24 protein-coding genes are annotated in these 26,181 nt (G+C 68.7%); 6 read left to right on the forward strand and 18 right to left on the reverse strand.

Annotated elements, in window-relative coordinates:
* Positions 1-122: 122 nt before the first annotated feature.
* From A5767_RS03100 to A5767_RS03115, 3 genes are all read right to left on the reverse strand, one after another.
* Complete coding sequence (locus A5767_RS03100) at positions 123-1,364, reverse strand: SPFH domain-containing protein (RefSeq protein WP_024100834.1); 1,242 nt, start codon at positions 1,362-1,364, stop codon at positions 123-125.
* Between the two features lie 2 nt (positions 1,365-1,366).
* Entirely contained in the window at positions 1,367-1,807 is a 441-nt protein-coding gene (locus tag A5767_RS03105) for an NfeD family protein (RefSeq protein WP_064851627.1), read from the reverse strand.
* A gap of 631 nt (positions 1,808-2,438) precedes the next feature.
* Positions 2,439-3,272 carry a DUF3097 domain-containing protein gene (locus A5767_RS03115; protein ID WP_064851628.1) on the reverse strand — a complete coding sequence of 278 codons (834 nt, stop codon included), beginning with the start codon at positions 3,270-3,272 and terminating at the stop codon, positions 2,439-2,441.
* Between the two features lie 82 nt (positions 3,273-3,354).
* On the opposite strand from A5767_RS03115, the gene A5767_RS03120 reads away from it, so the two are divergent.
* Entirely contained in the window at positions 3,355-4,164 is an 810-nt protein-coding gene (locus A5767_RS03120) for a hypothetical protein (RefSeq protein WP_064851629.1), read from the forward strand.
* Positions 4,165-4,199: 35 nt separating this feature from the next.
* Here the strand turns inward: A5767_RS03120 and A5767_RS03125 are convergent, their stop codons facing one another.
* Complete coding sequence (locus A5767_RS03125) at positions 4,200-5,030, reverse strand: class I SAM-dependent methyltransferase (protein ID WP_019289307.1); 831 nt, start codon at positions 5,028-5,030, stop codon at positions 4,200-4,202.
* 169 nt (positions 5,031-5,199) lie between these two features.
* Here A5767_RS03125 and A5767_RS03130 point away from each other — a divergent pair, with 169 nt between their 5' ends.
* Positions 5,200-5,880, forward strand: a complete 681-nt coding sequence (locus A5767_RS03130; protein WP_064851637.1) for a winged helix-turn-helix transcriptional regulator — start codon at positions 5,200-5,202, stop codon at positions 5,878-5,880.
* Between the two features lie 11 nt (positions 5,881-5,891).
* On the opposite strand, the gene A5767_RS03135 is transcribed toward A5767_RS03130, so the two are convergent.
* From A5767_RS03135 to A5767_RS03170, 8 genes are all read right to left on the reverse strand, one after another.
* A complete protein-coding gene (locus A5767_RS03135; RefSeq protein WP_059381415.1) occupies positions 5,892-6,968 on the reverse strand; it encodes a ferrochelatase in 1,077 nt (358 codons plus the stop codon).
* Positions 6,969-6,990: 22 nt separating this feature from the next.
* Positions 6,991-7,797, reverse strand: a complete 807-nt coding sequence (gene inhA, locus A5767_RS03140) for an NADH-dependent enoyl-ACP reductase InhA (protein ID WP_016694069.1) — start codon at positions 7,795-7,797, stop codon at positions 6,991-6,993.
* A gap of 46 nt (positions 7,798-7,843) precedes the next feature.
* Positions 7,844-8,593: a 3-oxoacyl-ACP reductase FabG1 gene (fabG1, locus tag A5767_RS03145; RefSeq protein WP_064851630.1), complete on the reverse strand. Its 750-nt coding sequence runs from the start codon at positions 8,591-8,593 to the stop codon at positions 7,844-7,846.
* A 65-nt stretch (positions 8,594-8,658) separates the two neighbouring features.
* Positions 8,659-9,639, reverse strand: a complete 981-nt coding sequence (locus A5767_RS03150) for a VWA domain-containing protein (protein ID WP_059381413.1) — start codon at positions 9,637-9,639, stop codon at positions 8,659-8,661.
* Positions 9,636-10,595, reverse strand: a complete 960-nt coding sequence (locus A5767_RS03155) for a DUF58 domain-containing protein (RefSeq protein ID WP_059381412.1) — start codon at positions 10,593-10,595, stop codon at positions 9,636-9,638. The genes A5767_RS03150 and A5767_RS03155 overlap by 4 nt, the downstream gene beginning before the upstream one ends.
* Positions 10,592-11,872: an AAA family ATPase gene (locus tag A5767_RS03160; RefSeq protein ID WP_156665113.1), complete on the reverse strand. Its 1,281-nt coding sequence runs from the start codon at positions 11,870-11,872 to the stop codon at positions 10,592-10,594. The genes A5767_RS03155 and A5767_RS03160 overlap by 4 nt, the downstream gene beginning before the upstream one ends.
* 171 nt (positions 11,873-12,043) lie before the next feature.
* Positions 12,044-13,945 (reverse strand): NlpC/P60 family protein, encoded by a 1,902-nt coding sequence (locus A5767_RS03165; protein ID WP_064851631.1) that lies wholly within the window; start codon positions 13,943-13,945, stop codon positions 12,044-12,046.
* 364 nt (positions 13,946-14,309) lie between these two features.
* Entirely contained in the window at positions 14,310-14,858 is a 549-nt protein-coding gene (locus A5767_RS03170) for an Rv1476 family membrane protein (protein WP_024100824.1), read from the reverse strand.
* A 341-nt stretch (positions 14,859-15,199) separates the two neighbouring features.
* On the opposite strand from A5767_RS03170, the gene acnA reads away from it, so the two are divergent.
* Positions 15,200-18,004: an aconitate hydratase AcnA gene (gene acnA, locus A5767_RS03175; protein WP_016695699.1), complete on the forward strand. Its 2,805-nt coding sequence runs from the start codon at positions 15,200-15,202 to the stop codon at positions 18,002-18,004.
* Positions 18,005-18,109: 105 nt separating this feature from the next.
* Positions 18,110-18,676: a TetR/AcrR family transcriptional regulator gene (locus A5767_RS03180; RefSeq protein ID WP_016691734.1), complete on the forward strand. Its 567-nt coding sequence runs from the start codon at positions 18,110-18,112 to the stop codon at positions 18,674-18,676.
* Positions 18,677-18,693: 17 nt separating this feature from the next.
* On the opposite strand, the gene A5767_RS03185 is transcribed toward A5767_RS03180, so the two are convergent.
* Positions 18,694-18,945 (reverse strand): helix-turn-helix domain-containing protein, encoded by a 252-nt coding sequence (locus A5767_RS03185; protein ID WP_026061044.1) that lies wholly within the window; start codon positions 18,943-18,945, stop codon positions 18,694-18,696.
* A gap of 120 nt (positions 18,946-19,065) precedes the next feature.
* Complete coding sequence (locus A5767_RS03190; RefSeq protein ID WP_039587163.1) at positions 19,066-20,697, reverse strand: ABC-F family ATP-binding cassette domain-containing protein; 1,632 nt, start codon at positions 20,695-20,697, stop codon at positions 19,066-19,068.
* Between the two features lie 167 nt (positions 20,698-20,864).
* On the opposite strand from A5767_RS03190, the gene A5767_RS03195 reads away from it, so the two are divergent.
* Both A5767_RS03195 and ku read left to right on the forward strand, forming a co-directional pair.
* Entirely contained in the window at positions 20,865-21,980 is a 1,116-nt protein-coding gene (locus A5767_RS03195) for a lycopene cyclase family protein (RefSeq protein ID WP_064851632.1), read from the forward strand.
* A gap of 97 nt (positions 21,981-22,077) precedes the next feature.
* The gene (ku, locus tag A5767_RS03200) at positions 22,078-23,112 is read left to right on the forward strand and encodes a non-homologous end joining protein Ku (RefSeq protein WP_019289299.1); all 1,035 of its coding nucleotides are present in this window, start codon (positions 22,078-22,080) and stop codon (positions 23,110-23,112) included.
* 56 nt (positions 23,113-23,168) lie between these two features.
* Here the strand turns inward: ku and A5767_RS03205 are convergent, their stop codons facing one another.
* Genes A5767_RS03205 through sufC form a run of 4 tightly spaced genes read right to left on the reverse strand, consistent with a single transcriptional unit; the run spans position 23,169 to position 26,130 of the window.
* Entirely contained in the window at positions 23,169-23,588 is a 420-nt protein-coding gene (locus tag A5767_RS03205) for a metal-sulfur cluster assembly factor (protein WP_006551506.1), read from the reverse strand.
* On the reverse strand, positions 23,588-24,079 hold the full coding sequence (gene sufU, locus A5767_RS03210; RefSeq protein ID WP_026061042.1) for a Fe-S cluster assembly sulfur transfer protein SufU: 492 nt from the start codon (positions 24,077-24,079) through the stop codon (positions 23,588-23,590). Before sufU ends, A5767_RS03205 begins: the two co-directional genes overlap by 1 nt.
* Positions 24,080-24,083: 4 nt before the next feature.
* Positions 24,084-25,337, reverse strand: coding sequence for a cysteine desulfurase (locus A5767_RS03215; RefSeq protein ID WP_064060314.1), 1,254 nt, complete (start codon positions 25,335-25,337; stop codon positions 24,084-24,086).
* A 4-nt stretch (positions 25,338-25,341) separates the two neighbouring features.
* Complete coding sequence (gene sufC, locus A5767_RS03220; protein WP_064060313.1) at positions 25,342-26,130, reverse strand: Fe-S cluster assembly ATPase SufC; 789 nt, start codon at positions 26,128-26,130, stop codon at positions 25,342-25,344.
* Between the last annotated feature and the right edge of the window lie 51 nt (positions 26,131-26,181).

Consider the following 26,181-nt stretch of genomic DNA (forward strand, 5'->3'; position numbering starts at 1 on the left):
CCCGTGCCCCCCGCCGCGGGCCCCCCCCCCCGCGGGGGGCCGGCCCCCGCCCCCCCCCCGCCCCCCCACCCCGTGGGGCCGGGCCCCCGGGGGGCCGCCCCCTCCCACTGAACCGGTTTCCGTTACTGCTGTTGCGGCGGCTCGGCCGGCTGCTCGGATGCGTCGTTCGTCATCCAGCGCTGCGCCGGCGGCGTTGCGGGCAACGCCGACTGTCCTTCACCGGCACCCCCCTGCGTCCCCTCCGTGGCGAGACCCGTCCGCACTGCGGGGTCGACCGGCTTGCGCGCGACCGCCTCGGCTTCGGCGACGGCCTGGGCCACCTCGGGGTCGCGCTTGGTCGCGAACCAATCCTCGACCTCGGCACTGTCGTCCTCGGGCCGTTGCAGTTCCTCGTCGACAGGACTCGGCTCGAAGCGGAAGACGCCGTCCTCGCCGGGCGCGCCGAGCGTCCGCGCGAATCCTTCGAGCGCCTTGCCGAAGTCGCTCGGCACCACCCACATCTTGTTCGCATCGCCCTGGGCCATCTGCGGCAGGGTCTGCAAGTACTGGTAGGCGAGCAGCTCCGGAGTGGGCTTGCCGGCCTTGATCGCGGCGAAGACCTTCTCGATGGACTTCGCCTCGCCCTGGGCCTCGAGGTAGCGCGCCGCGCGATCACCCTGCGCGCGCAGGATCCGCGACTGCCGGTCGGCCTCGGCTTCGAGGATCGCGGCCTGCTTCGCACCCTCGGCGGAGAGGATGCGCGACTGCTTGTCGCCCTCGGCGGTCTTGATCGCGGATTCACGGTGACCCTCGGCCGTGAGGATCATCGCGCGCTTCTCGCGGTCGGCCTTCATCTGCTTCTCCATCGATTCCTGGATCGACGGCGGCGGATCGATGCTCTTGAGTTCGACCCGGGCGACACGCAGGCCCCATCGGCCGGTCGCTTCGTCGAGCACACCGCGGAGCTGACCGTTGATGGAGTCGCGGGAGGTGAGCGTCTCCTCGAGGGTCATTCCGCCGACGACGTTGCGGAGCGTGGTGACGGTGAGCTGCTCGACCGCGGCGATGTAGTTGCTGATCTCGTAGACCGCCGCCTGCGGGTTCGTCACCTGGAAGTACACGACCGTGTCGATGCTCAGCGTCAGGTTGTCCTGGGTGATGACCGGCTGCGGCGGGAACGAGACGACACGTTCGCGTAGATCGACCTTCGCGCGGATGCGGTCGACGAAGGGCACCAGGAAGGTGAGCTGACCCGACGCCGTCCGGTAGTACCGGCCGAGACGTTCGATGACCGCGGCCTCCGCTTGCGGTACCAGCGATACCGATTTGGCCACGACCACCACGACCAGTGCCACCACTACGGCGAGCACGATCAGAGCTTCCATCCTCAGACACCCCTCCACACGACGGCAGTCGCGCCGTCTATCTGCATCACTGTCACTGTCGTTCCCGGCCCGTACACCTCGGTGGCGTCCAGCGGCCTGGCGGTCCACACCTCACCGTCGATCTTCACGCGCCCGGAATGCTCCCCCACCTGCTCGAGGACCAACGCGTGCTTACCCGGGAGAGCGTCGATCCCGGTGTGCAGAGCGGGCGGCTGGGAGTACCGGCGCCTCAGCATCGGCCGGACACCGAGCAGCAGAACCAGCGAGGTCACGGCGAAAATCACCGCGTCGACCCAGACGGGCAGATCGGTCACCGCGGAGACACCGCCGGTGACGAGCGCTGCACCGCCGAGCATCAGCAGCGCGAAATCGCCCGTGAGCGCTTCGCCGGCCGCCAACGCCACTCCGGCGATCAACCAAATCAATGCGGCCACGATCACCATCGAACCACAAATCGGACATCCTGGCAGATGCCCTGGTGGAGGAAGCGGTCTTGGCCCCTCGTCCTCGAGGCTGCTTTCCGCAGGGAAGATCTCAGGTCGGTAATTCTATATTCTTCGGCTTTCCGTCCCGACCGGAATGTCACCCCGGCTTCATAAGTGGAGGCAACCGAAACGCATCCTTTTGCCGTTGTGAAATCGGTGATACCGTCCCCGAACTACCGGCATCACCCCCGCGCGTTCGCTCCTCGTGGGAGCTCGATCAGCTCGTCACGCGGTTCCACGCGGCCATCGACGACATCGAGGACCCGTACGAGCGCGCCGTCGAATGGATCGTCGAAGCGGTCCGCACCGTTCGCTACCACCCGGTCGCACGACGATTCGTCGACAACGAAGCCGCCCTCCCCCTCCACCGACAGCTGATGTCCGCATCCGTTCCCCAGGCTTCGCACCCGAGGAGTCCGGCAATGGAAGTCACTCCCGCACAGCGCGTTCGCGCAAACATCGAGGACGATGTACCCGTCGCCGACCGCACCTTCGTCCGGTCGCCGGCAGACCGCCGCATCCGGCCGATGTTCCTGTTCCGGGCGCTGTCGCTCCAGGGCACCCACCCCACCGTCATGGTTGCGCTCGGTCAGCCCTCGTCGGGTTCGGTGACGAAGTCGACGAGGCGCTCCACGGCGCCGATGAGGTGCGATTCGAGATCGCGGAAGGAGTTCACGGCGTTGTAGACGCGCCGCCAGCCGTCCTGCGGCGTGCCCCAGCCGAGTTCACGGCAGACGCCGGTCTTCCAGTCCTGTCCGCGCGGAATGGAGGGCCAGGCGTCGATGCCCACGGCCTTCGGTTTCACGGCCTGCCACACGTCGATGTAGGGATGGCCGGTGACCATCACGTGCGGACCTAGATTCGCGGTGAGATGCTCCTCCTTGGACCCGGTGACGAGGTGGTCGGCGAGCACACCGACGCGTCGGCCCGAGCCGGGTTCGAACTCGGCCAGCCTGGCGCCGAGATTGTCGAGGCCTTCGAGTTGTTCGACGACCACGCCTTCGACCCGCAGGTCGTGCCCCCACACCCGTTCGACGAGGGCGGCGTCGTGCACGCCCTCCACCCAGATCCGGCTCCCCCGCGCCACGCGTGCGCGCAGACCGTCCACCCGGGTGGACCCCGAGGCGGATCTCGTCGGTACGGAGGCGGGACGGATCTTCGGTTTGACGAGGGTGACGGGTGCTCCGTCGACCAGGAAGGCCGCAGGGCGCATCGCGAACAACCGGGTGCGCCCCTGTGCGTCCTCGAGCCGCACGAAGTCGCCGTCGTAGGTCTTCTCGATCCCCACGATCGCGCCGCACCAGCCGGATGCGGCGTCCTCGACGACGACACCGCGCTCCGCCGCGAGTTCGGGGACGGCCTTCTTCTTGGTGCGGACGTGACCGGCATAGATGTCGCCGCCGTAGATATCGCGTGGGCTCACGCCAGTCCACCCTAGGACATTGCGCGGGACCGCTCACGCTGCCACGCCGGACCGCTGCACCGGGTCGCCGTATGCTTTCGGGGTGAGTTCTCCGAGCCTGACGCTGACCGTGTGGGCGGGGTCGTGGCTGTCCGGTCACGCCTCCCCCGACGATGTGATCGATGCGCTGCACGAGTGGGCGCCGATGCATCTCGTGGGTGCCCACGACGCGGCGACGGCCTCCGCGGCGGGTCTGCCCGACCGGGGTGTGGCCGACGGTGCCGCCCTGCTGCTCACCCTGATCCGCCGCGTCGATTCCGCCGCCGGCGCCGGTCTGCATCTCGTCCTTCCCGCCCCGGGCGACGTCCGCGCGTTGCCTGCCGGTACGGCGTTCGCCTCCGCGGCGCTGGCTGCCGGTGAAGGCGTCGTCGTGGGAGCGCCCGGAACCCCGGGGCTGGGTCTGGTACCCGTGATCGAGGGTCCGGACGTCCTACGGTGGAACGTCTTCACGCTGCCGGCGGTACCCGAGATCGCGGTCGACGGTGGTCTCGGTGCGGCCGAGTTCGCGATCCGCGAGGCGGTTCGTGATGCCGCCTCCGCGTTGAGCGGAATCCCGACGGTGGGCACCGACGGGCGCCGCACCGATCCGCGGACGGAGATCGCCGAGAAGGTCGCCGAACTCGCGCGGCACCGCTATCCCCCGTCACTGCCCGCACGTGCCGTGCGCGTCCTCGACACCGCAGACCAGGTCGCGGCGATCCTCACCGTGGCCGGCCGCGGAGGGGGTCTGCGGGCCGGTTCGGTGTCCGCCGCCACCGGCCGCGAGGGCGCGCTGCAGCCGCTGTGGGCCGCGGTCTGCGAGGCCCGCACCGGTGCGGTCGCGGCGGCTCTGCGGGCCGAGCACCATCACTGACCGCGGCCGACAGTGCGCGTCGACTCCAGTGCGCGTCAACTCCGTTGCGCGGTGACCAACAGGTACTCCCAATTCATCGCTCCCCCACCGAGATCGTGACGTTGGGCGAGTTCGAGCAGGTCGAGATCGAGAGCCGCGACCCGATCGTGGTCGTCCGCGATGTTGCGGTACACCGCGATGGTGGGGCCGTAGGCGGACTTGAAGAACTCGCGGAAGTCCTCCCCGGTCGCGAAGCGTTCGACGCGCAGGTTCTCGGTGCGTGCCTGCAGGTCGGTGACACGGTCGCCGATCAGCTCGCGCACGTGCACCTCGTCGCCCCACAGCGGCGGCGGCTGTGCACCCGGCGGGGGCGGTGGCGCATACGGTTTCATCGTCGCGAACATCTGCCCGATGAAGCCGGTGGGGGTCCAGCTCAGTAGCCCGATACGTCCGCCCGGGCGGGTCACCCGGAGCAGTTCGTCGGCCGCGGCCCGGTGGTGGGGCGCGAACATCACTCCCACGCAAGAGATCACGGCATCGAAGCTCGCATCGTCGAACGGGAGCGCTTCGGCATCGGCTTCCTGCCAGTCGAGCGTCGCACCTGCCGCTTCGGCGTCACGGCGGCCGACCTCGAACAGTTCCGGGGTCAGGTCGGTCGCGAGCACCGTCGCACCGGTGAGCGCGGCGGGGATCGACGCATTGCCCGATCCGGCGGCGATGTCCAGGACACGGTCGCCCGGACCGATTCCGGTCGCGGCCACGAGAGCGGGGCCGAGTTCGGCGATGACCTCGGTCGCCACCGCTGGATAGTTGCCGAGTGCCCACATCGCCCGGTGCTTGGCCTTCAGGGCGAGATCGGCGTCGTGTGTCGTGGAGATGTCGGTCATCAGAGGATTCCTCCTGTCGAGGGACCCGGCTTCGGCACCGTCTCGGAAGCGGTCCGGGTCACAGATCGACTGTAGGAACGCGGGCGCAGTGTCCTCCAGTACACAATCTGTACTGCACGGCCGCACATTCGTGCTGGTCACCGCGGTCCGACCGGCCTACGATCCGATCATGGGCCCGCCCTACCACCAGTTCTGTCCCGTCGCCAAGGCGATGGAACTGTTCGACGAGAGGTGGACGCTGCTCGTGGTGCGCGAACTCGTGCTCGGCAGCGAACGGTTCAACGATCTCCGACGCGGCCTGCCCCGTATGTCGCCGACCTTGCTGTCGAAGCGACTGCACCAGCTCACGGCAGCGGGCATCGTGCGGCGCCTCGAGGACGGGGCCGACGTCCGATACGTGCTCACACCCGCGGGACGCGATCTCGAGGCCGTCGTCGACGCACTCGGTGCGTGGGGCACGCGGTGGACCGGGAAACTCGGCGAGGTCGACCTCGATCCGCGACTGCTGATGTGGGACATGCACCGGCACGTCGACCATGCGGCCCTGCCGGAATCCCGGGTGGTCGTGGAGTTCGTCTTCCCGACGGTCACTCACGCGTCGCGCCGGTGGTGGATGGTCATCACGCCGCACGACGTCGACGTGTGCGACGAGGATCCGGGATTCGAGGTCTCGATCCGGGTGACGGCGGGGATGCGGGAGCTGACCGAGATCTGGCGTGGCGAAGCCACCTGGCCGGACGCACTACGTTCGGGCGCCGTGGTCGTCGACGGTCCGAGCGCTCTGCGCCGGTCTCTGCCGCGCTGGTTCGACTCTCCTCTGGCCTCACCGGCCGGGCACGCCACCCGGTGAGGCGGGGGGATCTATCGGTTCGCGGCCGGCCGGGACGGGCGTTTCGGCGGCTCGCAGCATCCCACGGCGCACAGGCTCCCGTTGCACGCGGACCCGAGCAGCGGTTCGGTGCCGCAGCGGCGAGCGGTGACCCCCTCGCGCTGTTCCTCGACGAGTTCGCGGACCAGCTGCGCGAAGCGCGGGTCGGTTCCGGCCGTCGCCGCACGCGAGAAGCCCATGCCCAGTTCGGCCGCACGGTCGCGGGCCTCGGTGTCGAGATCCCACACGACCTCGAGGTGATCGGAGACGAATCCGACCGGCACGACCACGACGGCGCGGACCCCCCGTTCGTGCAGGGCGTCGATGTGGTCGACGATGTCGGGCTCGAGCCACGGCACCTGCGGCGGACCGGATCGCGACTGCCACACCAGGTCGTAGTCGTCCTCGCCGAGAGCCTCGGCCACCAACCGCGCCGCTTCGGCGACCTGCCGACTGTAGAGACGGCCACCCTCCTCCGGCGGACCACCGGTCGCGTCGAAGGAGGTCGGCACGGAGTGGGCGGTGAACACCACACGCGCGGAATCGCGCACCTCGTCGGCGAGTTCGACGCGGGCGGCGCGCACGGCGTCGGTGACGGCGTCGAGGAACAACGGGTGGTCGTAGAAGTGCCGGAGCTTCGTCAGCCGGGGCGCGTTCTCGACGGCATCCCGCGCCCGGGCGATGTCCTCGTGGTACTGCCGGCATCCCGAGTAGCCGCCCCATGCGGAGGTCGCGAACACCAGGGCGTTACGGATCCCGTCGTCGCGCATCCGCGCGACGGTGTCCTCGACCATGGGATGCCAGTTGCGGTTGCCGAAGTAGATCGGCAGATCGATACCGTGCGTGTCGAACTCGGCGCGGACGTCGTCGATGATCGCCCGGTTCAGGGCGTTGATCGGCGAGACACCCCCGAAGTGCAGATAGTGCTGCGCGACCTCGTCGAGTCGTTCCGGCGGGATCCCACGTCCGCGGGTGACGTTCTCGAGGAACGGCCGCACGTCGTCGGGTCCTTCCGGTCCGCCGAACGACAGCAGCAGCAGCGCGTCGTACGCCCCGGGGGTGTTCGTCATGGAAGTGCCTTCCGTGGTGCGGTCAGCTACCGAAGCCGACCTGGGAGTGGAAGCCACCGTCGACGTAGACGATGGATCCCGTGGTCCCGGGTAGCCAGTCGGACAGCACCGCACACACGGTCTTCGCCACAGGCGTCGGATCGTCGACGTCCCAGCCGATCGGGGACGCGGCCGACCAACCCTCGTTCAGTCGGTTCATCTCCGCGCCCGGGCCGGTCGCGTCGCCCGCGATGGCCTTGGCGGCGAGCGTCTTGATCGGGCCGGCGGCGACGAGGTTCGAACGGATACCGCGCGGGCCGACCTCCTTGGCCACGTAGCGGTTGACCGACTCGAGCGTCGCCTTGGAGACACCCATCCAGTTGTAGAACGGAACGGCCCGGGACGGGTCGAAGTCCATTCCGACGATCGAACCGCCCTCGTTCATGACGGGCAGGACGGCCTTGGCGAGCGCGCCGTAGGAGTAGGCCGACACTTCGAGCGCCACCGCGACGTCCGTCCACGGCGCGTCGAGGAACGGGCTGCCCAGGCACGACCGGGGTGCGAAGCCGATGGAGTGGACGACACCGTCGATCCCCTCCGGTGCGAGTTCGCGGATCTTGTCGGCGAGACCGTCGAGATCCTCCTGGTTCTGCACGTCGAGGCTGATCGCCGGCGGCACCGGCTGCGGGAGACGCTGTGCGATCCGGTCGATCAACCGGAGTCGCTCGAAGCCGGTGATGATCACCTTCGCGCCCTGTTCCTGCGCGGCCTTCGCGGTGTGGAAGGCGATCGAGGCATCGGTGATGATGCCGGTGACGAGAATGGTCTTGCCCTCGAGCAGTCCGCCCATGAGTGTGTCGGTCCTCCAGTGAGATTCGGATGTGGTCGCGAGACCGTCAGTGGCCCATGCCCATGCCGCCGTCGACCGGGATCACGGCGCCGGAGACGTAGGCGGAGTCGTCGGAGGCCAGGAAGCTGACGACGGCTGCGACGTCCTCGGGCTTGCCGAGTCGCTGCAGCGGGATGAACTTCTTCGCGGTGTCGCGCAGGTCGTCGGACAGATCCGCGGTCATGTCGGTCTCGATGAAGCCGGGAGCGACGACGTTGGCCGTGATCGATCGCGAACCGAGTTCGCGGGTGACCGAGCGGGCGAGACCGATGATGCCGGCCTTCGAGGACGCGTAGTTGATCTGGCCGGCCTGGCCGGCGAGGCCGACGACGGAGCCGAGGAAGATCATGCGACCCCAGCGGGCGCGGAGCATCGCGCGGTTGGCGCGCTTGGCGCACCGGAAGGCGCCGGTGAGGTTCGCGTCGATCACCGAGCTGAACTGGTCCTCGGTCATGCGCATCAGCAGGGTGTCGTCGGTGATGCCCGCGTTCGCGACGAGCACCTCGACGGGGCCCTGATGCTCCTCGACCTCCTTGAACGCGGCGTCGACCGAGTCGGCGTCGGTGACGTCGCACCGCACACCGAACAGGCCGTCGGGCGCGCCCGAACCGCGGTGGGTGACGGCGACCTTGTGGCCGTCCGCCTGCAGGCGACGGGCGACGGCGAGGCCGATCCCGCGGTTTCCACCGGTGACGAGGACGGATCGGGGGGTGACACCCGCGCGCGTGGACGCTGCGGCACTATCTGCGTCAGTCATGCATTCCAACCTATCTGGTGGCCTGGCCGGGACGGAAAACGCTCCGTGAGCGTGCACAAGGTGGATCAGGGCAGCCGCTGGCGCAACACCATCGCCGCGCCGAGCCCCGCGATCACCGACAGCGCTCCGAGCATGAGCCACGGACGGCTGGCATCGCCACGGGTCGTCTCGAAGCCGATCTGCTCCTCGAGCGTGTTGTAGGCGTCCTCGAGTTCCTCGAGGCTGGCGGCCGTGAAGAAACTCCCGCCCGAGAGATTCGCGATCTCCTTGAGCGACGGATCGTCGACGGGCACGGGGATCCGATCGTCCTCGATGGTGACGGTGCCCGTCTGGGTGCCGAAGGAGATGGTCGAGACCGGAATCCCCTTCTCCGCCGCCTGTCGCGCCGCGGTGAACCCACCGCGGGGATCGTCGGGACTCTCGGGGACGGTCTGCTTGCCGTCGGACAGCAGCACGATCCGCGCGGGCGGCGCCTGGTCGCTGCCGCCGAGCACGGCGGCGAGCGTGTCGATCGACTGCATCGCCGTGAAGATCGCCTCACCGGTCGCGGTGCGCTCGCTCAACTGCAGGTTGTCGATCGCGGACTTGGTCGCCTCCCGATTGGTGGTCGGCGAGACCAGGACCGAGGCGGTCCCCGAAAATGCGACGAGACCGAGGTTGATGCCGGGCGTCAGGTCGTCGGCGAACTGTTTGGCCGCCTCCTGCGCGGCCGCGAGTCGCGTGGGCGCGACGTCCGTGGCCTCCATCGACAACGACACGTCGATGACAAGCACGACCGTGGCCCGGTTGCGCGGCACCCGCTGTTCGGCGGTCGGGCCGGCGAGCGCCACGGTGAGGAAGACGAGGCCGACGAGCAACAACGCGACGGGGATGTGCCGGGCGCGTCCCGGGCGGGCGGGTGCGACCTTCTCGAGCAGCTCGAGATTGGTGAAGCGCAGCGTGTTCGTCTGGCGCCGGCGTTGGACCAGCACGTAGGCGCCGCCGAGGGCAGCGACGACGAACAGCAGCAGCAACCACCACGGTGAGGTGAAACCGGACAGGCTCATCGTCCCCCCTGCCGTGCGGGTGCGCCGAAGCTGTGTCGCCGGGCCGCGACGAACCGGACGACGTCGCCGATCCAGTCGCGGTCGGTGCGCAACGTCAGCACGGGTGCACCGGAACTGCGCAGCGCCTGGTGCACGGCCGCGCGATGTTCGGCGGCGGCCTGCGCGTAATCGGCCCGCAGTTCGGGAGTGGTCGTGAATTCGCGGGTGCGGCCCGTCTCCGGGTCGTGCAGCACCACGTCGCCCAGATCGGGCAGTTCGAGGTCGCGGCGGTCGATGATCTCGACGGCGAGCAGTTCGTGCCGGCCGGACAGCGCCCGCAGGGATCGCTCCCAGTCGAGCGGACCGAGGAAATCACTCACCACGACAGCCAGACCGCGGCGGCGCTGAGGACGTCGCAGCGACTCGACGAGCCCCTGGAGATCGCCACGGGTCCCGTCGGGTGCGTGCGGGGTGGTCGCGACGGTACGCAGCAACGATTGGGCGTGCAGCCGTCCGCCGCGCGCGGGGACGCGGATCGTCTCGCTGCCGGTGGAGATCACCGCGCCGATCCGGTTTCCACCGCCGGTGGTCAGATGTGCGAGCGCGGCCACCGCTGCGATCGCCAGGTCGCGCTTCTCGCACATGCCGGTACCGAAGTCCAGGCTGGCCGACAGGTCGACCGCGAGCCACGTCTCGAGTTCCCGGTCGGCGACCGTCTGCCGCACGTGCGGGTGCGTCGTGCGCGCGGTGACCGACCAGTCCATCTGCCGCACGTCGTCGCCCGGTTGGTACTCGCGGGCGTCCCCCGGTTCGGAACCCGGGCCCGGGATCAGACCGAGGTGGTCGCCGTGCAGGACGCCGTCGAGACGGCGCCGCACGGTGAGCTCGAGGGTGCGGAGCGCGGCGGTGAGCGCGGGATCGCGCAGTTCACCGGAGCGGAACCGCGGTGGCGACCCGTCGTGAGGACGTGTGCTCACCGCGCGCCTGCACCTCCCTGCGGACCGGGTGCACCGACGGGCGCCTGCTGACCGGCAACGGCCCGCGGATCTGCGGGCGCCGGGCCGGGAGTCGCGGTCGGTACGGGTGCGTTGGCCTGCGGGGCGACCTGCGGAAGACCCACGGTCTGCAGGATGCGCGTGATGATCTGGTCCGGGGAGACATCGTCCGCGAGCGCGTCGTAGGACAGCACCAGGCGGTGACGGAGCACATCGGGAATGACGTCGACGATGTCCTGCGGCACCACGTAGTCGCGGCCGCGCACGAGCGCCAGGGCACGCGCCGAGGAGATGATGCCGAGCGTCGCGCGAGGCGAGGCACCGTAGGCGATCCAGCCCTGCACGTCGTGCAGGCCGAGCTCGGCGGGCCGACGCGTCGCGAAGATGACCCGCACGACGTAGTCGACGAGCGCGTGGTGCACGAACACACGTCCGGCGATCTTCTGCAGGCGCAGGAGCTGCTCGTTGTCGAGCACCTGCTTCGGTTCGGGAGCGGCGACACCCATCCGGTAGACGATCTCGCGTTCCTCCTCCACCGTCGGGTAATCGACGAGGACCTTGAAGAGGAAGCGGTCGCGCTGCGCTTCCGGCAACGGGTAGACGCCCTCGTTCTCGATGGGGTTCTGCGTCGCCATCACGAGGAACGGCTCGGGCATCGGGAAGGTCTTGCCGCCGATGGTGACGTGGCGTTCGGCCATCACCTCGAGCAGCGCCGACTGCACCTTCGCCGGGGCGCGGTTGATCTCGTCGGCGAGCACGAAGTTCGCGACGACGGGTCCGAGTTCGGTGTCGAACTCCTCGCGTCCCTGCCGGTAGATGCGGGTACCGACGAGGTCGGTCGGCACGAGGTCGGGAGTGAACTGCACGCGGGAGAACGACCCACCGACGACCTTCGCGAAGGTCTCGACGGCCAGCGTCTTCGCGACACCGGGAACGCCTTCGAGCAGCACGTGCCCGCGCGCGAGCACACCGACCAGCATCCGCTCGACCAGCAGGTCCTGGCCGACGATCACGCGCTTGACCTCGTAGATGGCCCGTTCGAGGAGACGGACGTCGTCGGCGGGGTCGTACGCCTTCGCAGGAGCGTCGCCGGGTTTCCGCATGTTCGCGCCGGACACCTGCGGAGCCGGACCGTTCGCACCGGCCGCCTTCGGCGCCGGCGCGGCACCCGCCGCAGCCTGGTTGTTCTTGCGTCCGTCGTTACCGCCCTGGTCGCCCGGCGTTGCCGAACCGGACGTCCCACCCTCGCGTGAGGTCACCAACAATCCACCGCTTTCGCCTACGTCGCTCCGCTGGAAACACCTGCTGCACCACTATTGCAGGTGCCGGCTCGGTGTGTCGTCGCCCCTGCACCGACCGGGAGACGGCACCCGGAAACGACCGGATGGCACCCGCCCTCGGTGGTACGAGGGCCGCGGCAAACCTCGCCCTCACGACACCATGCGCACCACGTACGGTGTCATGCCGCCCCAGCGTACCGGCGAGATCTTCACGAACGATCCCGACTGCGGCGCCTCGAGCATCTGCCCGTCGCCGAGATACAGCGCGACGTGCTGGCTGGCGTTGGGCCCGTAGAAGATCATGTCGCCCCGTCTCATCTGCGACGACGGAACCTGGGTACCGGCCGTGTACTGGTAGCCGGTGTAGTGCGGGAGCGAGATGCCGATGCCCGCGAACGCGTAGATCATCAGTCCGGAGCAGTCGAAGCCGACCTTGGCGTAGTCGCCGTGGACATCGGCGACGCCGCCGTCGCGGATACCGCGGGTCGGGCCGTTCTCGTTGCCACCACCCCACGCGTACGGGACGCCGATCTGGGACATCGCACGGTCGATGACGATCTCCACCGCAGCGGGACCGGTGACGGACGGACGCGACGGGATCCCGGGCGTCGAATTCGGTGTGGAGGGGCGGGAACCCGATCCCCCGGTCCCCGATCCGGGGGTCTCCACGACGGGGTCGCCCGGATCCGGGTTCTCCCAGTCGATCCCACCGTCGTCGCCGCTGTCCTCGTCTTCGTCCTCGTCGGGGATCGTGCCGCTGTCGGTGCCATCCGGGACGGATCCATCGTCGGTACCGTCTGGGACGGTTCCACCGTCGGTACCGTCCGGGACCGTGGCGTCGTCGGTGTAGTCCGGTGCAGCCGTGTCGGTGCCACTCGTATCGGTGCCACTCGTATCGGTGCCACTCGTATCGGTGTCACTGCCGTCCGGCGCTCCGGATTCGGTGGTGACCTCACCCGGTGAGGCGACGTCGCTCTCGCCGGTCGACGGAGACTCCTCGATCAGCGTGTGGGGGCGACGGCCGTTGGCGAGTTCCGCCGCACGTTCCCGGGCTGCGGCGTCGGCGGCGACACGCTCGGCTGCCGCGGCTGCCGCGACCCGTGCCTCCTCGGCGGCCGCCGCGGCAGCTGCTTCCTCGGCTGCGCGGCGACGGTCCCAGTCCTGGTACTGCGCGCGTTGCCCTTCCAGGCCCGCAACGTTCACGCGGGCCCGGTCGAGTTCGCTCTGCGCGTTCGCACGTTCCTGCTCGATGCGCGACTTCTCCGCGGCCTGCCGACCGAGTTCCGCTCGCGCGACGGCAATCGCGGCCTCGGCCTCGGCCCTGCGCTGCTCGGCGGCTTCCGCCGCCGCGTCGGCCTCGAGCTTGGCCGCGCGTGCCCGCGAGTGGGAGTTGGCCTCCTGTGCCCGGGCGCGCTGGAGCGCATCGAGCACCGCGGCGCGCCCTGCGGATAGCAACCGCATGACCTGGGCGCGGTCGAGCAGATCGTCGGGACCGTCGACGTCGAGGAAGGCCGCGAGGGAGACCGAGTTGGCGCCACGGGTGTAGCTGTCGCGGACGAACGCGTCGAAGTTCTTCTGGGCAGCGAAGATCCGGTCGGCGGCGTCGTCGAGTGCGCGGCGGGAATCCACGACCACCCGTTCGGCGAGATCCGCTGCGTCGCGCGCGCTCTGGAGATCGACGAGGGCGCGGTTGACGTCCTCGCGGCGGATGGCGACCTGCGCGTCGAGCTCGGCGAGCTGCTGATCCGCGCCGGCGATCCGGACGATCAGCTGCCCGACCCGGTCGATGTTGGCCGCGACGGCCGCACCAGCGCGGTCGATCTCGGCGTCCGAAGGGTTCGGCGGCGGGGGCGGTGCGGCGGACGCCGTCGTGGTCACGGTAAGGAGCACGGCTGTGACCAACCCCAAACCGGCGAGGAGCGTGCCGGCGCGCGTCCGCGGGGTGCGACCGGGCGTCGGACCGTCGGGTCGACGGCCTGCAGTGAGCGTCGTGGCGGTGCCGTCCGGCCCCGACCGTCGCGGAATCCCTCCGTGGATACCGAACCGTCTCACTTGCATCTCCCTCGGTCGCACCTGGTGGCCGAGACATCCGGCCGGACGACCCGAGGAAGGCAGGCAGCATCCGCTCGCCGTGGGTGCCCCACGGCTCACACGCTGCAGTCGTACACCGGCTGCGGACAGCGTCCCCACGAGCCGGGTTGTGACACACCTTCCCCAAGAGCGTCATGAAAACCGTACGACACCTCAGGGGTATGTCGCATGACAGTCACGAAGATCGGCCGGAAGAACTCCGAAAGAACACGGTGCGGACACCGAGGAACACCGTGAGGACACCGAACGATCTTCCCTGCCGGATTCCGTCACGGTCGGGGCGAGGACAACCCGGAGACGATCTCCGCGGTGACGGAAAGAGACCTCAGACGTCCTTGGCCGATGACGATCCGTTACCTCCGGCAACGGTCGCGTCACCGTCCGCGCGGCGGCGTTTGGCGAGCCAGGTCGCGCCGGCCGCAAGGGCGACCACTGCGACGATCAGCAGCGTCATCAGCGTCCAGGGCGGTGACGGCTCGAGCACCGAGTCGACGAAGTTGCGTGTGGAGACCACCGGATCGCCGGTGTAGGTGCGATCCTGGGCGGCCTCGAGAGTGACGCGGTCGAGATCCTCGCTGAATGTCCCGACCCATCCCGGACTGAGGACCAGCACCGTTCCGCCGTCCTCGGCGCCGACCTCCGTCGCGAGGTCGCGCAGCTGCGAATCCATACGGGGGTCCCGGTCGAGCACGACCACGCTGAGGTCGATCCCGTTCTCCTGCGCGCGCTGCACCTCGGCGACGAGGTCGTCGACGTACTGCGAGGGCGCCGCCACCTGGTCGTCGGCGAGATCGGCGAGCACTTTTTCGACCGAGACCCCGGCGGGAAGATCCGTGAGCGCAGGGCCCGGTATACGAAGCAGTGGCGCAGACATCTCTCTCCGGTGGTGCTGGGGCAGAAGCCGGGCGATACGGCGATCCGGCCGTGCAGAGACGACACGAAGAGCCACACCCGTGGGCAAGGGAGAACATTACGCGATCGCGCGACGGCGGCTCGAAGCACTCGTCGCGAGCAGGACCGATGCCGGCGGGACGCTTCGTCGACACGACGGACCCGACTTCGGTTCAATACAGGACAAGCGTACTGTTAGAATCGAGGGCGAGACGCCACGACTACTGCATCCGGGCCACGGGCCGCGGGCGGACGTCGTGTGCCTCGCTTCAGCCGTCGACACAGCCCCGTCGGCGGCCAGCCGAAACGACGAGTGGAGCTGACGTGAGCACCAGTAGTGATTCGTTCGGCGCCAAGGGTTCGCTGCAGGTCGGAGACAACTCCTACGAGATCTTCCGCCTGTCGGCCGTCCCCGGCACCGAGAAACTTCCTTACTCTTTGAAGGTCCTGGCCGAGAACCTGCTGCGCACCGAGGACGGTGCCAACATCACGGCCGATCACATCCGGGCCATCGCCAACTGGGATCCCTCCGCCGACCCGAGCATCGAGATCCAGTTCACGCCCGCACGCGTGATCATGCAGGACTTCACGGGAGTCCCCTGTGTCGTCGACCTCGCCACCATGCGTGAGGCCGTGACCACCCTGGGCGGCGACCCGAACAAGGTCAACCCCCTCTCCCCCGCCGACATGGTCATCGACCACTCGGTGATCCTCGACTACTTCGGTCGCGCCGACGCCCTCGAGCGCAACGTCGACCTCGAGTACGAGCGCAACGGCGAGCGCTACCAGTTCCTGCGCTGGGGCCAGGGCGCCTTCGACGACTTCCGCGTCGTCCCCCCGGGCATGGGCATCGTCCACCAGGTCAACATCGAGTACCTCGCCCCGACCGTCATGGTCCGCAACGGGCAGGCCTACCCCGACACCTGCGTCGGCACCGACTCGCACACGACGATGGTCAACGGCCTCGGCGTGCTCGGCTGGGGCGTCGGCGGCATCGAGGCCGAGGCCGCGATGCTCGGCCAGCCGGTCTCCATGCTCATCCCGCGCGTGGTCGGCTTCAAGCTCACCGGTGAGATCCAGCCCGGCGTGACCGCGACCGACGTCGTGCTCACCGTCACCGACATGCTGCGCAAGCACGGCGTCGTCGGCAAGTTCGTCGAGTTCTACGGCGCCGGCGTGGCCGAGGTCCCCCTCGCCAACCGCGCGACCCTCGGCAACATGAGCCCCGAGTTCGGTTCGACCGCAGCGATCTTCCCGATCGACGGCGAGACCATCAACTACCTGCGCCTGACCGGCCGCAGCGACGAGCAGCTCGCTCTCGTCGAGGCGTACGCCAAGGAGCAGGGCCTGTGGCACGACCCGAGCCGCGAGCCCGAGTTCTCCGAGTACCTCGAGCTCGACCTGTCGACGGTCGTCCCGTCGATCGCCGGCCCGAAGCGCCCGCAGGACCGCATCCTGCTGTCCGAGTCGAAGGTCGCCTTCCGCAAGGACATCCACAATTACGTGGAGGAGAACCTCCCGGCCGAGCACACCAAGCTCGACGAGGCCGTCGAGGAGACCTTCCCGGCGTCCGACCCGGCCGTGCTGTCCTTCGCGGACGACGGTGCCGTCGACGTCCACTCGGCCGCCAACGGTGCCCACGGACGTCCGTCGAAGCCGGTCAAGGTCGTCTCGGAGGAGCGCGGCGAGTTCGTCCTCGACCACGGCGCCGTCGTGGTGGCGGGCATCACCTCCTGCACCAACACCTCCAACCCGTCGGTCATGCTCGGCGCCGCGCTGCTCGCCCGCAACGCCGTCGAGAAGGGCCTGTCCACCAAGCCGTGGGTCAAGACCAACATGGCTCCGGGTTCGCAGGTCGTCAACGACTACTACGAGAAGGCCGGCCTGTGGCCGTACCTCGAGAAGCTCGGCTTCTACCTCGGTGGCTTCGGTTGCACCACGTGCATCGGTAACACCGGGCCGCTGCCCGAGGAGATCTCGAAGGCCGTCAACGACAACGACCTCTCGGTCACCGCGGTGCTCTCCGGCAACCGCAACTTCGAGGGTCGTATCTCCCCCGACGTGAAGATGAACTACCTGGCCTCGCCGCCGCTGGTCATCGCGTACGCGCTCGCGGGCACGATGGACTTCGACTTCGAGACCGACGCGCTGGGCAAGGACAAGGACGGCAACGACGTCTTCCTGAAGGACATCTGGCCTTCCGCCCAGGAGATCGACGACACCATCAAGTCGGCGATCAACCAGGACATGTTCCGCAAGTCCTACGCCGACGTCTTCAAGGGCGACGAGCGCTGGCAGAACCTCGAGACCCCCGAGGGCGACACCTTCGCGTGGGACGAGGACTCGACGTACGTCCGCAAGGCTCCGTACTTCGAGGGCATGACGATGGAGCCGGACGCGGTCAGCGACATCAAGGGCGCTCGCGTCCTCGCGCTGCTCGGCGATTCGGTCACCACCGACCACATCAGCCCGGCCGGTCCGATCAAGCCGGGTACCCCGGCCGCGCAGTACCTCGACGCCCACGGTGTCGAGCGCAAGGACTACAACTCGCTCGGTTCGCGTCGTGGCAACCACGAGGTCATGGTCCGCGGCACCTTCGCGAACATCCGTCTGCAGAACCAGCTGCTCGACGGGGTCTCCGGTGGTTACACCCGCGACTTCACCCAGGACGGTGCTCCGCAGGCGTTCATCTACGACGCCTCGCAGAACTACCAGAAGGCCGGCATCCCGCTGGTCGTCCTCGGTGGCAAGGAGTACGGTTCCGGCTCCTCGCGTGACTGGGCCGCCAAGGGCACCCGCCTGCTCGGCGTCAAGGCCGTCATCACCGAGTCCTTCGAGCGCATCCACCGCTCGAACCTCATCGGCATGGGCGTCATCCCGCTGCAGTTCCCGGCGGGCGAGTCGGCCGCGTCGCTGGGCCTGACCGGCACCGAGGTCTTCGACATCGAGGGCATCGAGAAGCTCAACGAGGGCGTCACGCCGAAGACCGTCAAGGTCACGGCGACCAAGGACAACGGCGAGAAGGTCACCTTCGACGCTGTCGTCCGCATCGACACCCCCGGTGAGGCGGACTACTACCGCAACGGCGGCATCCTGCAGTACGTGCTGCGGAACATGATCCGCGGCTGAGAGCAGTGCTCGTGACCCGATCGGTCACATCCGTGTGAAGCGGCGGGCCCGGGACGAGACTCGTCTCGGGCCCGCCGTCTCCATCGAGCCGAAAGGAAGTGGCGCGTGCCCAAGGTCAGTGAGGACCATCTCGCCGCGCGGCGCAGGCAGATCCTCGACGGTGCCCGTCGCTGCTTCGCCGAATACGGTTACGACGGCGCGACCGTGCGACTGCTCGAAGATGCCACGGGTCTGTCCCGTGGCGCGATCTTCCACCATTTCAAGGACAAGGACGGACTGTTCCTCGCCCTCGCCCAGGAGGATGCGAGACGGATGGCCGACGTCGCGGCCAACGAGGGTCTCGTGCAGGTCATGCGCGACATGCTGTCCTCCCCCGACCAGTTCGACTGGCTCGGGACGCGGCTCGAGATCACGCGTCGCCTCCGCACCGACCCCGAGTTCGCGAAGGCGTGGATGCAGCATTCGGCCGAACTCACCGAGGCCACCGTCGGACGTCTCGAACGGCAGCGGGAAGCGGGCCGGCTGCGCGACGACGTACCGACCGAAGTCGTCCTGGGTTATCTCGACCTCGTGCTCGATGGGCTCGTCGCCCGCCTCGCTTCAGGCCACACCGAACAGGACCTCGTCGCGGTTCTCGACCTCGTCGAGGAATCCGTGCGCCGCCGCGACTGACGCGCCGGATCCGTTCCTCACGCCTTCTCGTCGCTCGCTGCCGCCCGACGACGGTTCGGGCCGCCGCGGCCCCTCAGCCGCACCTGCGACTCCACGAGAACGTTGTGCACGAAACCGTAGGATCGACCGGTTTCCTGCGCGAGCCTCCGAATGCTCGCGCCCTCCTCGTAGCGGCGCTTCAGATCCTCCTGCAAGCGGTCCCGCGATTCCCCTGTAACTCGGGCTCCCTTCGCGTAGGTCGTCTCTCCACCACCGGAATTTCGCGCCATCGGATCCTCCCTGCGCCCTCGCCAAAGGTCCCTTTCCCAGGCTAGAGGACTGTCAGGTTGCGCGGACGCAGATCGGACCAGCGGGAGCGGATCGGGGGACGGATCCGACCGGAGGCCCGATCAGGCGAGCTGGATGAGCTCGAGGTATTCCTGGGACCAGTGGTCCTCGGTTCCGTCGGGAAGCAGGATCACACGTTCCGGGTCGAGGGCCTCGGCCGCACCCGGATCGTGGGTGACCAGCACGACGGCACCCTCATAGCTGCGCAGGGCGTCGAGCACCTGCTCGCGCGAGACGGGATCGAGGTTGTTGGTCGGTTCGTCGAGGAGCAGCACGTTCGCTGCGGACGAGACGAGCCCCGCCAGGGCGAGTCGCGTCTTCTCACCGCCGGAGAGTGTTCCGGCCGGCTGCTCTAGCTGCGGACCGGTGAACATGAACGCGCCGAGCAGTCCCCGCAGGTCCTGTTCGCCGGCGTCGGGAGCGGCGTGCCGGATGTTCTCCCATACCGTCGCCGAGTCGTCGATGGTGTCGTGCTCCTGCGCGAAGTAGCCGATCTTCAGACCGTGGCCGGGCACGAGTTCGCCGAGATCCGGCTGCTCCACACCGGCGAGCAGTCGCAGCAGCGTCGTCTTGCCGGCACCGTTGAGGCCGAGGACGACGACGCGGCTGCCCCGGTCGATCGCGAGGTCGACGCCGGTGAAGATCTCCAGGGAGCCGTAGACCTTGGTCAGTTCCTTGGCCATCAGCGGGGTTTTTCCGCAGGCGGCCGGTGTGGGGAACCGGATCTTGGCCACCTTGTCGGCGACGCGCACGTCGTCGAGGTCGGAGAGCAGCTTCTCGGCACGCTTGGCCATGTTCTGGGCGGCCGTGGCCTTCGTGGCCTTCGCTCCGAGCTTCGCGGCCTGCTTCTGCAGGGCGGACGCCTTCTTCTCGGCGTTCGCACGCTCGCGCCGGCGCCGCGCCTCGTCGGTGGCGCGTGCGTCGAGGTACTTCTTCCAGCCCATGTTGTAGACGTCGGCCTCGCCGCGCACCGCGTCGAGGAACCACACCTTGTTCACCACGTCGGCGAGCAGGTCGACGTCGTGGCTGATGACGATGAGCCCACCGTCGTGGTTCTGCAGGAAGCCGCGCAGCCAGGTGATCGAGTCGGCGTCGAGGTGGTTGGTCGGCTCGTCGAGCAGCAGCGTGGTGTCGGACTTCCCGCCGGAGCCGTCCGAGGCTGCGAACAGGATGCGGGCGAGTTCGACACGGCGGCGCTGACCACCCGACAGCGTGTGGAGGGGTTGGCCGAGGACCCGGTCGGGCAGGCCGAGGCTGTGGCAGATGCTCGCAGCCTCGGATTCGGCGACGTATCCGCCGAGCGTCGCGAAACGCTCTTCGAGCGAACCGTACTTGCGCACGGCACGGTCGCGGATCTTCTCGTCGACGGCCTCCGCCATGAGCGCCTGCTGCTTCTCCATGCTGCGGAGGATCTCGTCGAGACCTCGCGCCGAGAGCACCCGGTCCTTGGCGAGGACGTCGAGATTGCCCTCCTTGGGATCCTGCGGCAGGTAACCGATGTCTCCGGAACGGATCACGGCGCCGGCGTAGGGTTCGCCTTCACCCGCGAGGATCCGCAGGGTCGTGGTCTTGCCGGCACCGTTACGTCCCACGAGGCCGATCCGGTCCCCGGCCTGCACCCGCAGCCCCGAGCCGGGGGCGGTGAGCAGCGTCCGCACGCCGGCGCGGACTTCGAGGTCGGTAGCGGTGATCACGCACGGGCTCCTAGAACGAAGGACGATGGATGGGTGCCATGTTGGCAAACAGCCGGGCACACGAATCACCCATTTTACAGTGACAGCACCTCTCTCCCACGGTGAGATGCACTACCCCTCGCCACGCGCGGCCGGGTTCTCCCCGTGCGCAACCTAGGCTGGCGCCCGTGACCCACCTTCCCTCCACCGACCTCGTCGTGGCCGGACTCGGCCCCGCCGGCCGTGCATTGGCGTTCCGTGCCGCCGCGGCCGGGTTGTCGGTGACGGCCGTCGACGTGCGTCCACAGCGTCGGTGGACCGCGACCTACGCGGCGTGGGCCGACGAACTGCCCGCCTGGCTGCCCGACGAGGTGGTGGCAGCACGCATCGACAGGCCCGCGGCGTGGACGACCGAGCCCCGGATCGTCGATCGTGCCTACCGGGTGCTGGACACGGCGTGCCTGCAGGACTTCCTCGCCCTCGACGCCGTCACGGTGGTCACGGGTCGGGTACGCGACGTCGATGCGGACGGCGTGGTCCTCGGCGACGGACGCCGGGTGACTGCCCGCTACGTCGTCGATGCCCGCGGGGTTCCCGCCGAACCGGAACGTGCCCAGCAGACGGCATTCGGGCTGATCGTCGACGATACGACCGCAGCTCCGGCACTCGACGGCCACGACGCCTGGTTCATGGACTGGCGCCGCGACAACGGCACGGGCCCCGACGACGTGCCGTCCTTCCTGTATGCGGTGCCGGTCGGCGACGGACGCACGATCCTCGAGGAGACCTGCCTCGTCGGTCGCCCGGCGCTCGGTCTCGGCGAACTAGAACGGCGCCTGCACATCCGCCTCGCGGCGCGAGGCGTGCGCACGACCGGCGACGAGCAGGTCGAACGGGTGCGCTTCGCCGTCGAGAGCGCACCGACGGCACCCGGGGTGATCGGCTTCGGCGCTCGCGGTGGTCTCATGCATCCGGCCACGGGATACGCGGTGGCCACCGCCCTGTCCACCGCGGATGCGGTGATCGACGCGGTGCGCCTCGGCGAGGACCCCCAGCGCGTCCTGTGGCCGGTGCGCGCCCGCTCGGTGGCGACCCTGCGGCAGATGGGACTGCGGGTCCTGCTGCGACTCGACGCACGCGGAGCGATCGAGTTCTTCGACGCGTTCTTCGCTTTGCCGGTCGAGCAGCAGCGCGCCTACCTGTCCGGTCGCGACGACGCGACTGGCGTGGCGGCCACGATGTGGCGGCTGTTCCGGGTGCTGCCGACGGGTGCGCGCGGAACCATTCTGCGTTCGCTCCGCTGATCCGCCGGGTGCGGCGTGTGGCGAAGGGCTCGGCGAACCGCCCGGTGAGTTTCGCAGCTTTCCAGCGTGCTCCCGAGGTGTCGATCATGATGGACACATGCGGTCGATCTGGAAAGGCTCACTCGCGTTCGGCCTCGTCAACGTGCCGGTGAAGGTGTACTCGGCGACCGAGTCGCACGACATCTCCTTCCACCAGGTGCACGCGAAGGACGGTGGACGGATCAAGTATCAGCGTGTGTGTACCGAGTGCGGGGAGGTCGTCCCCTACCAGGAGATCGACAAGGCGTACGACTCCGAGGACGGCGAGCGGGTCGTGCTCACCGACGAGGACTTCGAGAAACTCCCCGCCGCCGAGAAGCACGAGATTCCGGTGCTGCAGTTCGTGCCCACCGAGCAGATCGACCCGATCCTGTTCGAGAAGTCCTACTATCTCGAACCCGATTCGTCGTCGCCGAAGGCCTACGGCCTGCTCGCCGCGACTCTCGAGCAGAGCGACCGGACGGCGCTGGTGCATTTCACCCTTCGTCAGCGCACCCGGCTGGCGGCCTTGCGTACCCGTGACGGTCTGCTCATCCTGCAGACCCTGCTGTGGCCCGACGAGGTTCGCGCAGCCGAGTTCGAGTCGCTCGACGACATCGAGAAGCCGAAGCAACGCGAACTCGCGATGGCCGAGACCCTCGTCGAGTCGATGTCCGACGATTTCGATCCCACCGAGTTCACCGACGAGTACCAGGTGGAACTGCGCACGCTGATCGACGAGGCCCTCGCCCGCGGCGGCGAGAAGGTCTTCCAGGTCGCCGAACACGACACCGGCGAAGAGGACGCCGAGGTGCTCGACCTCGTGGCGGCCCTGCAGCGCAGCGTCGACGCGGCGGGCAAGAAGGTCCCGTCCGGTTCGTCCTCCGGCGGGAAGAAGTCCTCGAAGAATGACGAGGATGAAGACGAGGACGCGAAGAAGGCCCCCGCGAAGAAAACGGCGTCGAAGAGTTCGGCGGCCAAGAAGAGTCCCGCCAAGAAGAGCACGGCGAAGAAGACCGCGTCCAAGAGTTCGGCGTCGAAGAGCACGGCGAAGAAGAGTCCCGCCAAGAAGACGGCCGCCAAGAAGACCTCCGGCGAACGCAAAGGCGCCTGACCTCCGACGAGAAGTCGAAGATCAGGCGCCGAGGCTCGGAGCCGGAGACAGCCGGATCAGACGGTGAAGCCGAGTGCGCGCAGCTGCTCGCGTCCGTCGTCGGTGATTTTGTCGGGACCCCACGGCGGCATCCACACCCAGTTGATGCGCAGCTCGTCGCAGAGGCCGCTGCGCACGAGTGCGCCCTTGGCCTGCTCCTCGATGACATCGGTGAGGGGGCACGCCGCCGAGGTGAGCGTCATATCCACGGTCACGGTCTCGTCGACCTCGGAGATCCCGTAGATGAGACCGAGATCGACGACGTTGATGCCGAGCTCGGGGTCGACGACGTCGCGCAGCGCTTCCTCGAGTTCGTCGAGGCGGCCCGGATCCAGCGGCGGGGCCGTGGCCGCGACCAGCGTCGAGGTCTCGTCCGCGCCGGCGTCGGCCGTCGGATTCTCGTCGGTGTTCACGGTGCCCGGTGCGGGTTCGGTCATCAGTTCTGTCCTCCGCTCGAAAGGGTGTGCGCGCCGCCCGCCAGGTCGGCGGGGGCTGCGTCCACGGTCTGCGCGACCGCGTCCTTGAAGGCCATCCAGCCCAGCAACGCGCACTTCACGCGCGCCGGGTACTTCGCGACGCCGGCGAACGCGATGCCGTCGCCGATCAGGTCCTCGTCGCCTTCGACAGTGCCGCGACTGCCGACCATCTCGACGAACCCCTCGACGATCTTCAGTGCATCGCCGAGCGGAACGCCGATCACCTGGTCGGTGAGCACGGACGTCGACGCCTGGCTGATCGAGCAGCCCTGCCCGTCGTAGGAGACGTCGGCGACGGTGTCACCGTCGATGTGCACGCGCAGGGTCACCTCGTCGCCGCAGGTCGGGTTGACGTGGTGCACTTCGGCGCCGAACGGTTCGCGCAGTCCGCGATTGTGCGGGTGCTTGTAGTGGTCCAGGATCACTTCCTGGTACATCTGCTCCATCCGCATCGGATCACGCCTCCCCGAAGAACTTCTGGGCGCGCCGGATCGCCGCGCCGAGTGCCTGCACCTCGTCCGGCGTGTTGTACACGGCGAACGATGCGCGGGCGGTCGCGGCCACCCCGAAGCGGCGGTGCAGCGGCCAGGCACAGTGGTGTCCGACCCGGATCTCCACGCCCTCGTCGTCGAGGATCTGGCCGAGATCGTGCGCATGGATTCCGTCCACGACGAACGACACCGCCCCGCCCCGCTGTTCGGCGGTCGTGGGTCCGATGATGCGCACGCCGTCGATGCCGCCCAGCTCGGCGAGCGCAGCAGCGGTCAGCTCGTGTTCGTGTGCAGCGACGGCGTCCATCCCGATGTCCTGCAGATAGCGCACAGCGGCACCGAGGCCGACGGCCTGCGAGACCATGGGCGAACCGGCCTCGAATCGCTGCGGCGGTGCGGCGAAGGTCGTGGCCTCCATCGTCACCGTCTCGATCATCGAGCCACCGGTGATGAACGGCGGCACGTCGGCGAGCAGGTCGCGGCGACCGTAGAGAACGCCGACGCCGGACGGACCGAACATCTTGTGTCCGGAAAATGCGGCGAAGTCGACTCCGAGGGCGCGGAAGTCGACGGCCATGTGCGGCACCGACTGGCACGCGTCGAGCACGACGATCGCGCCGATCTCCTTCGCGCGTCGCACGATCTCCTCGACGGGGGCGACCGCGCCGGTCACGTTCGACTGGTGCGTGAACGCCACGACCTTCACAGCGTCGGTCAGCGTCAGCGAGTCGAGATCGATGCGGCCGTCGTCGGTGACGCCGTACCAGCGCAGGGTGGCACCCGTGCGCCGCGCGAGTTCCTGCCACGGAACGAGATTCGCGTGGTGCTCGAGCTCGGTGACGACGATCTCGTCACCGGGTCCGAGCCGGTGCGGGAACCGGTCGTCGGCGAAGGCGTAGGCGACGAGGTTGAGCGACTCGGTGGCATTCTTGGTGAACACCACCTCGTCGACGTCGACCCCGACGAAAGACGCGATGACAGCGCGGGCGTCCTCGTACGAGTCGGTCGCCTCCTCCGACAACGCATGCGCACCGCGGTGCACGGCCGCGTTCCGCGTCGCCAGGAACTCACGCTCGGCGTCGAGCACCTGCACCGGACGCTGGGAGGTGGCCCCCGAGTCGAGGTAGACCAGGGGTTTGCCGTCGCGCACCGTGCGCGCGAGGATCGGGAAATCCGCCCTGATCCGGGCGATGTCCAAGGTCCGCACCGGCACCGTCATCCGATCACGCTCCTTGCGTTGCTGCCTGGGTGAAACGAACGTAGCCGTTGGTCTCGAGCTCGTCGGCGAGCTCGGGGCCACCGGACTCGACGACGCGGCCACCCACGAAGACGTGCACGAACTGCGGCTTGATGTAGCGCAGGATGCGGGTGTAGTGGGTGATGAGCAGGACGCCGCCGTTCTCGTTCTCCTGGTAGCGGTTCACGCCCTCGGAGACGACGCGCAGCGCGTCCACGTCGAGGCCCGAGTCGGTCTCGTCGAGGATAGCGATCTTCGGCTTCAGCAGACCGAGCTGCAGGATCTCGTGGCGCTTCTTCTCGCCACCGGAGAAGCCCTCGTTGACACTGCGCTCGCCGAAGGCCTGATCGATGTCCAGCTCGGACATCGCCTGCTTGACCTCCTTGACCCAGTGGCGCAGCTTGGGAGCCTCGCCGCGCACGGCGGTCGCGGCGGTGCGGAGGAAGTTCGACATCGACACGCCGGGCACCTCGACCGGGTACTGCATCGCGAGGAACAGGCCGGCGCGGGCGCGCTCGTCGACGCTCATCTCGAGCACGTCCTCACCGTTGAGGGTGATACTGCCCGAGGTGATCTCGTACTTGGGGTGGCCGGCGATCGCGTACGACAGGGTGGACTTTCCGGAGCCGTTGGGGCCCATGATGGCGTGCGTCTCACCCGAGCGGACCGTGAGATCGACGCCCTTGAGAATGTCGATGGGTTCAGCGTTCTCGTCGTTCTGAGCGACGCGGACGTGCAGGTCCTTGATCTCGAGGACGTTCGAAGGTGTGGACATCGAAATGCGTTTCCTTAGTGGAGAGGTATCGGGAGTACGGGGAGACGGCCG

Source organism: Rhodococcus sp. 852002-51564_SCH6189132-a, from assembly GCF_001665495.1.
GTDB classification, from domain to species: domain Bacteria; phylum Actinomycetota; class Actinomycetes; order Mycobacteriales; family Mycobacteriaceae; genus Rhodococcus; species Rhodococcus pyridinivorans.

Bases quoted from the DNA above. Each gene is read 5' to 3' on its own strand.
- A5767_RS03100 (WP_024100834.1), bottom strand. From the start codon at position 1,364: ATGGAAGCTCTGATCGTGCTCGCCGTAGTGGTGGCACTGGTCGTGGTG.
- A5767_RS03105 (WP_064851627.1), bottom strand. From the start codon at position 1,807: ATGGTGATCGTGGCCGCATTGATTTGGTTGATCGCCGGAGTGGCGTTG.
- A5767_RS03125 (WP_019289307.1), bottom strand. From the start codon at position 5,030: ATGACCGACATCTCCACGACACACGACGCCGATCTCGCCCTGAAGGCC.
- A5767_RS03130 (WP_064851637.1), top strand. From the start codon at position 5,200: ATGGGCCCGCCCTACCACCAGTTCTGTCCCGTCGCCAAGGCGATGGAA.
- A5767_RS03135 (WP_059381415.1), bottom strand. From the start codon at position 6,968: ATGACGAACACCCCCGGGGCGTACGACGCGCTGCTGCTGCTGTCGTTC.
- inhA (WP_016694069.1), bottom strand. From the start codon at position 7,797: ATGGGCGGACTGCTCGAGGGCAAGACCATTCTCGTCACCGGCATCATC.
- fabG1 (WP_064851630.1), bottom strand. From the start codon at position 8,593: ATGACTGACGCAGATAGTGCCGCAGCGTCCACGCGCGCGGGTGTCACC.
- A5767_RS03150 (WP_059381413.1), bottom strand. From the start codon at position 9,639: ATGAGCCTGTCCGGTTTCACCTCACCGTGGTGGTTGCTGCTGCTGTTC.
- A5767_RS03170 (WP_024100824.1), bottom strand. From the start codon at position 14,858: ATGTCTGCGCCACTGCTTCGTATACCGGGCCCTGCGCTCACGGATCTT.
- A5767_RS03185 (WP_026061044.1), bottom strand. From the start codon at position 18,945: ATGGCGCGAAATTCCGGTGGTGGAGAGACGACCTACGCGAAGGGAGCC.
- ku (WP_019289299.1), top strand. From the start codon at position 22,078: ATGCGGTCGATCTGGAAAGGCTCACTCGCGTTCGGCCTCGTCAACGTG.
- A5767_RS03205 (WP_006551506.1), bottom strand. From the start codon at position 23,588: ATGACCGAACCCGCACCGGGCACCGTGAACACCGACGAGAATCCGACG.
- sufU (WP_026061042.1), bottom strand. From the start codon at position 24,079: ATGCGGATGGAGCAGATGTACCAGGAAGTGATCCTGGACCACTACAAG.
- A5767_RS03215 (WP_064060314.1), bottom strand. From the start codon at position 25,337: ATGACGGTGCCGGTGCGGACCTTGGACATCGCCCGGATCAGGGCGGAT.
- sufC (WP_064060313.1), bottom strand. From the start codon at position 26,130: ATGTCCACACCTTCGAACGTCCTCGAGATCAAGGACCTGCACGTCCGC.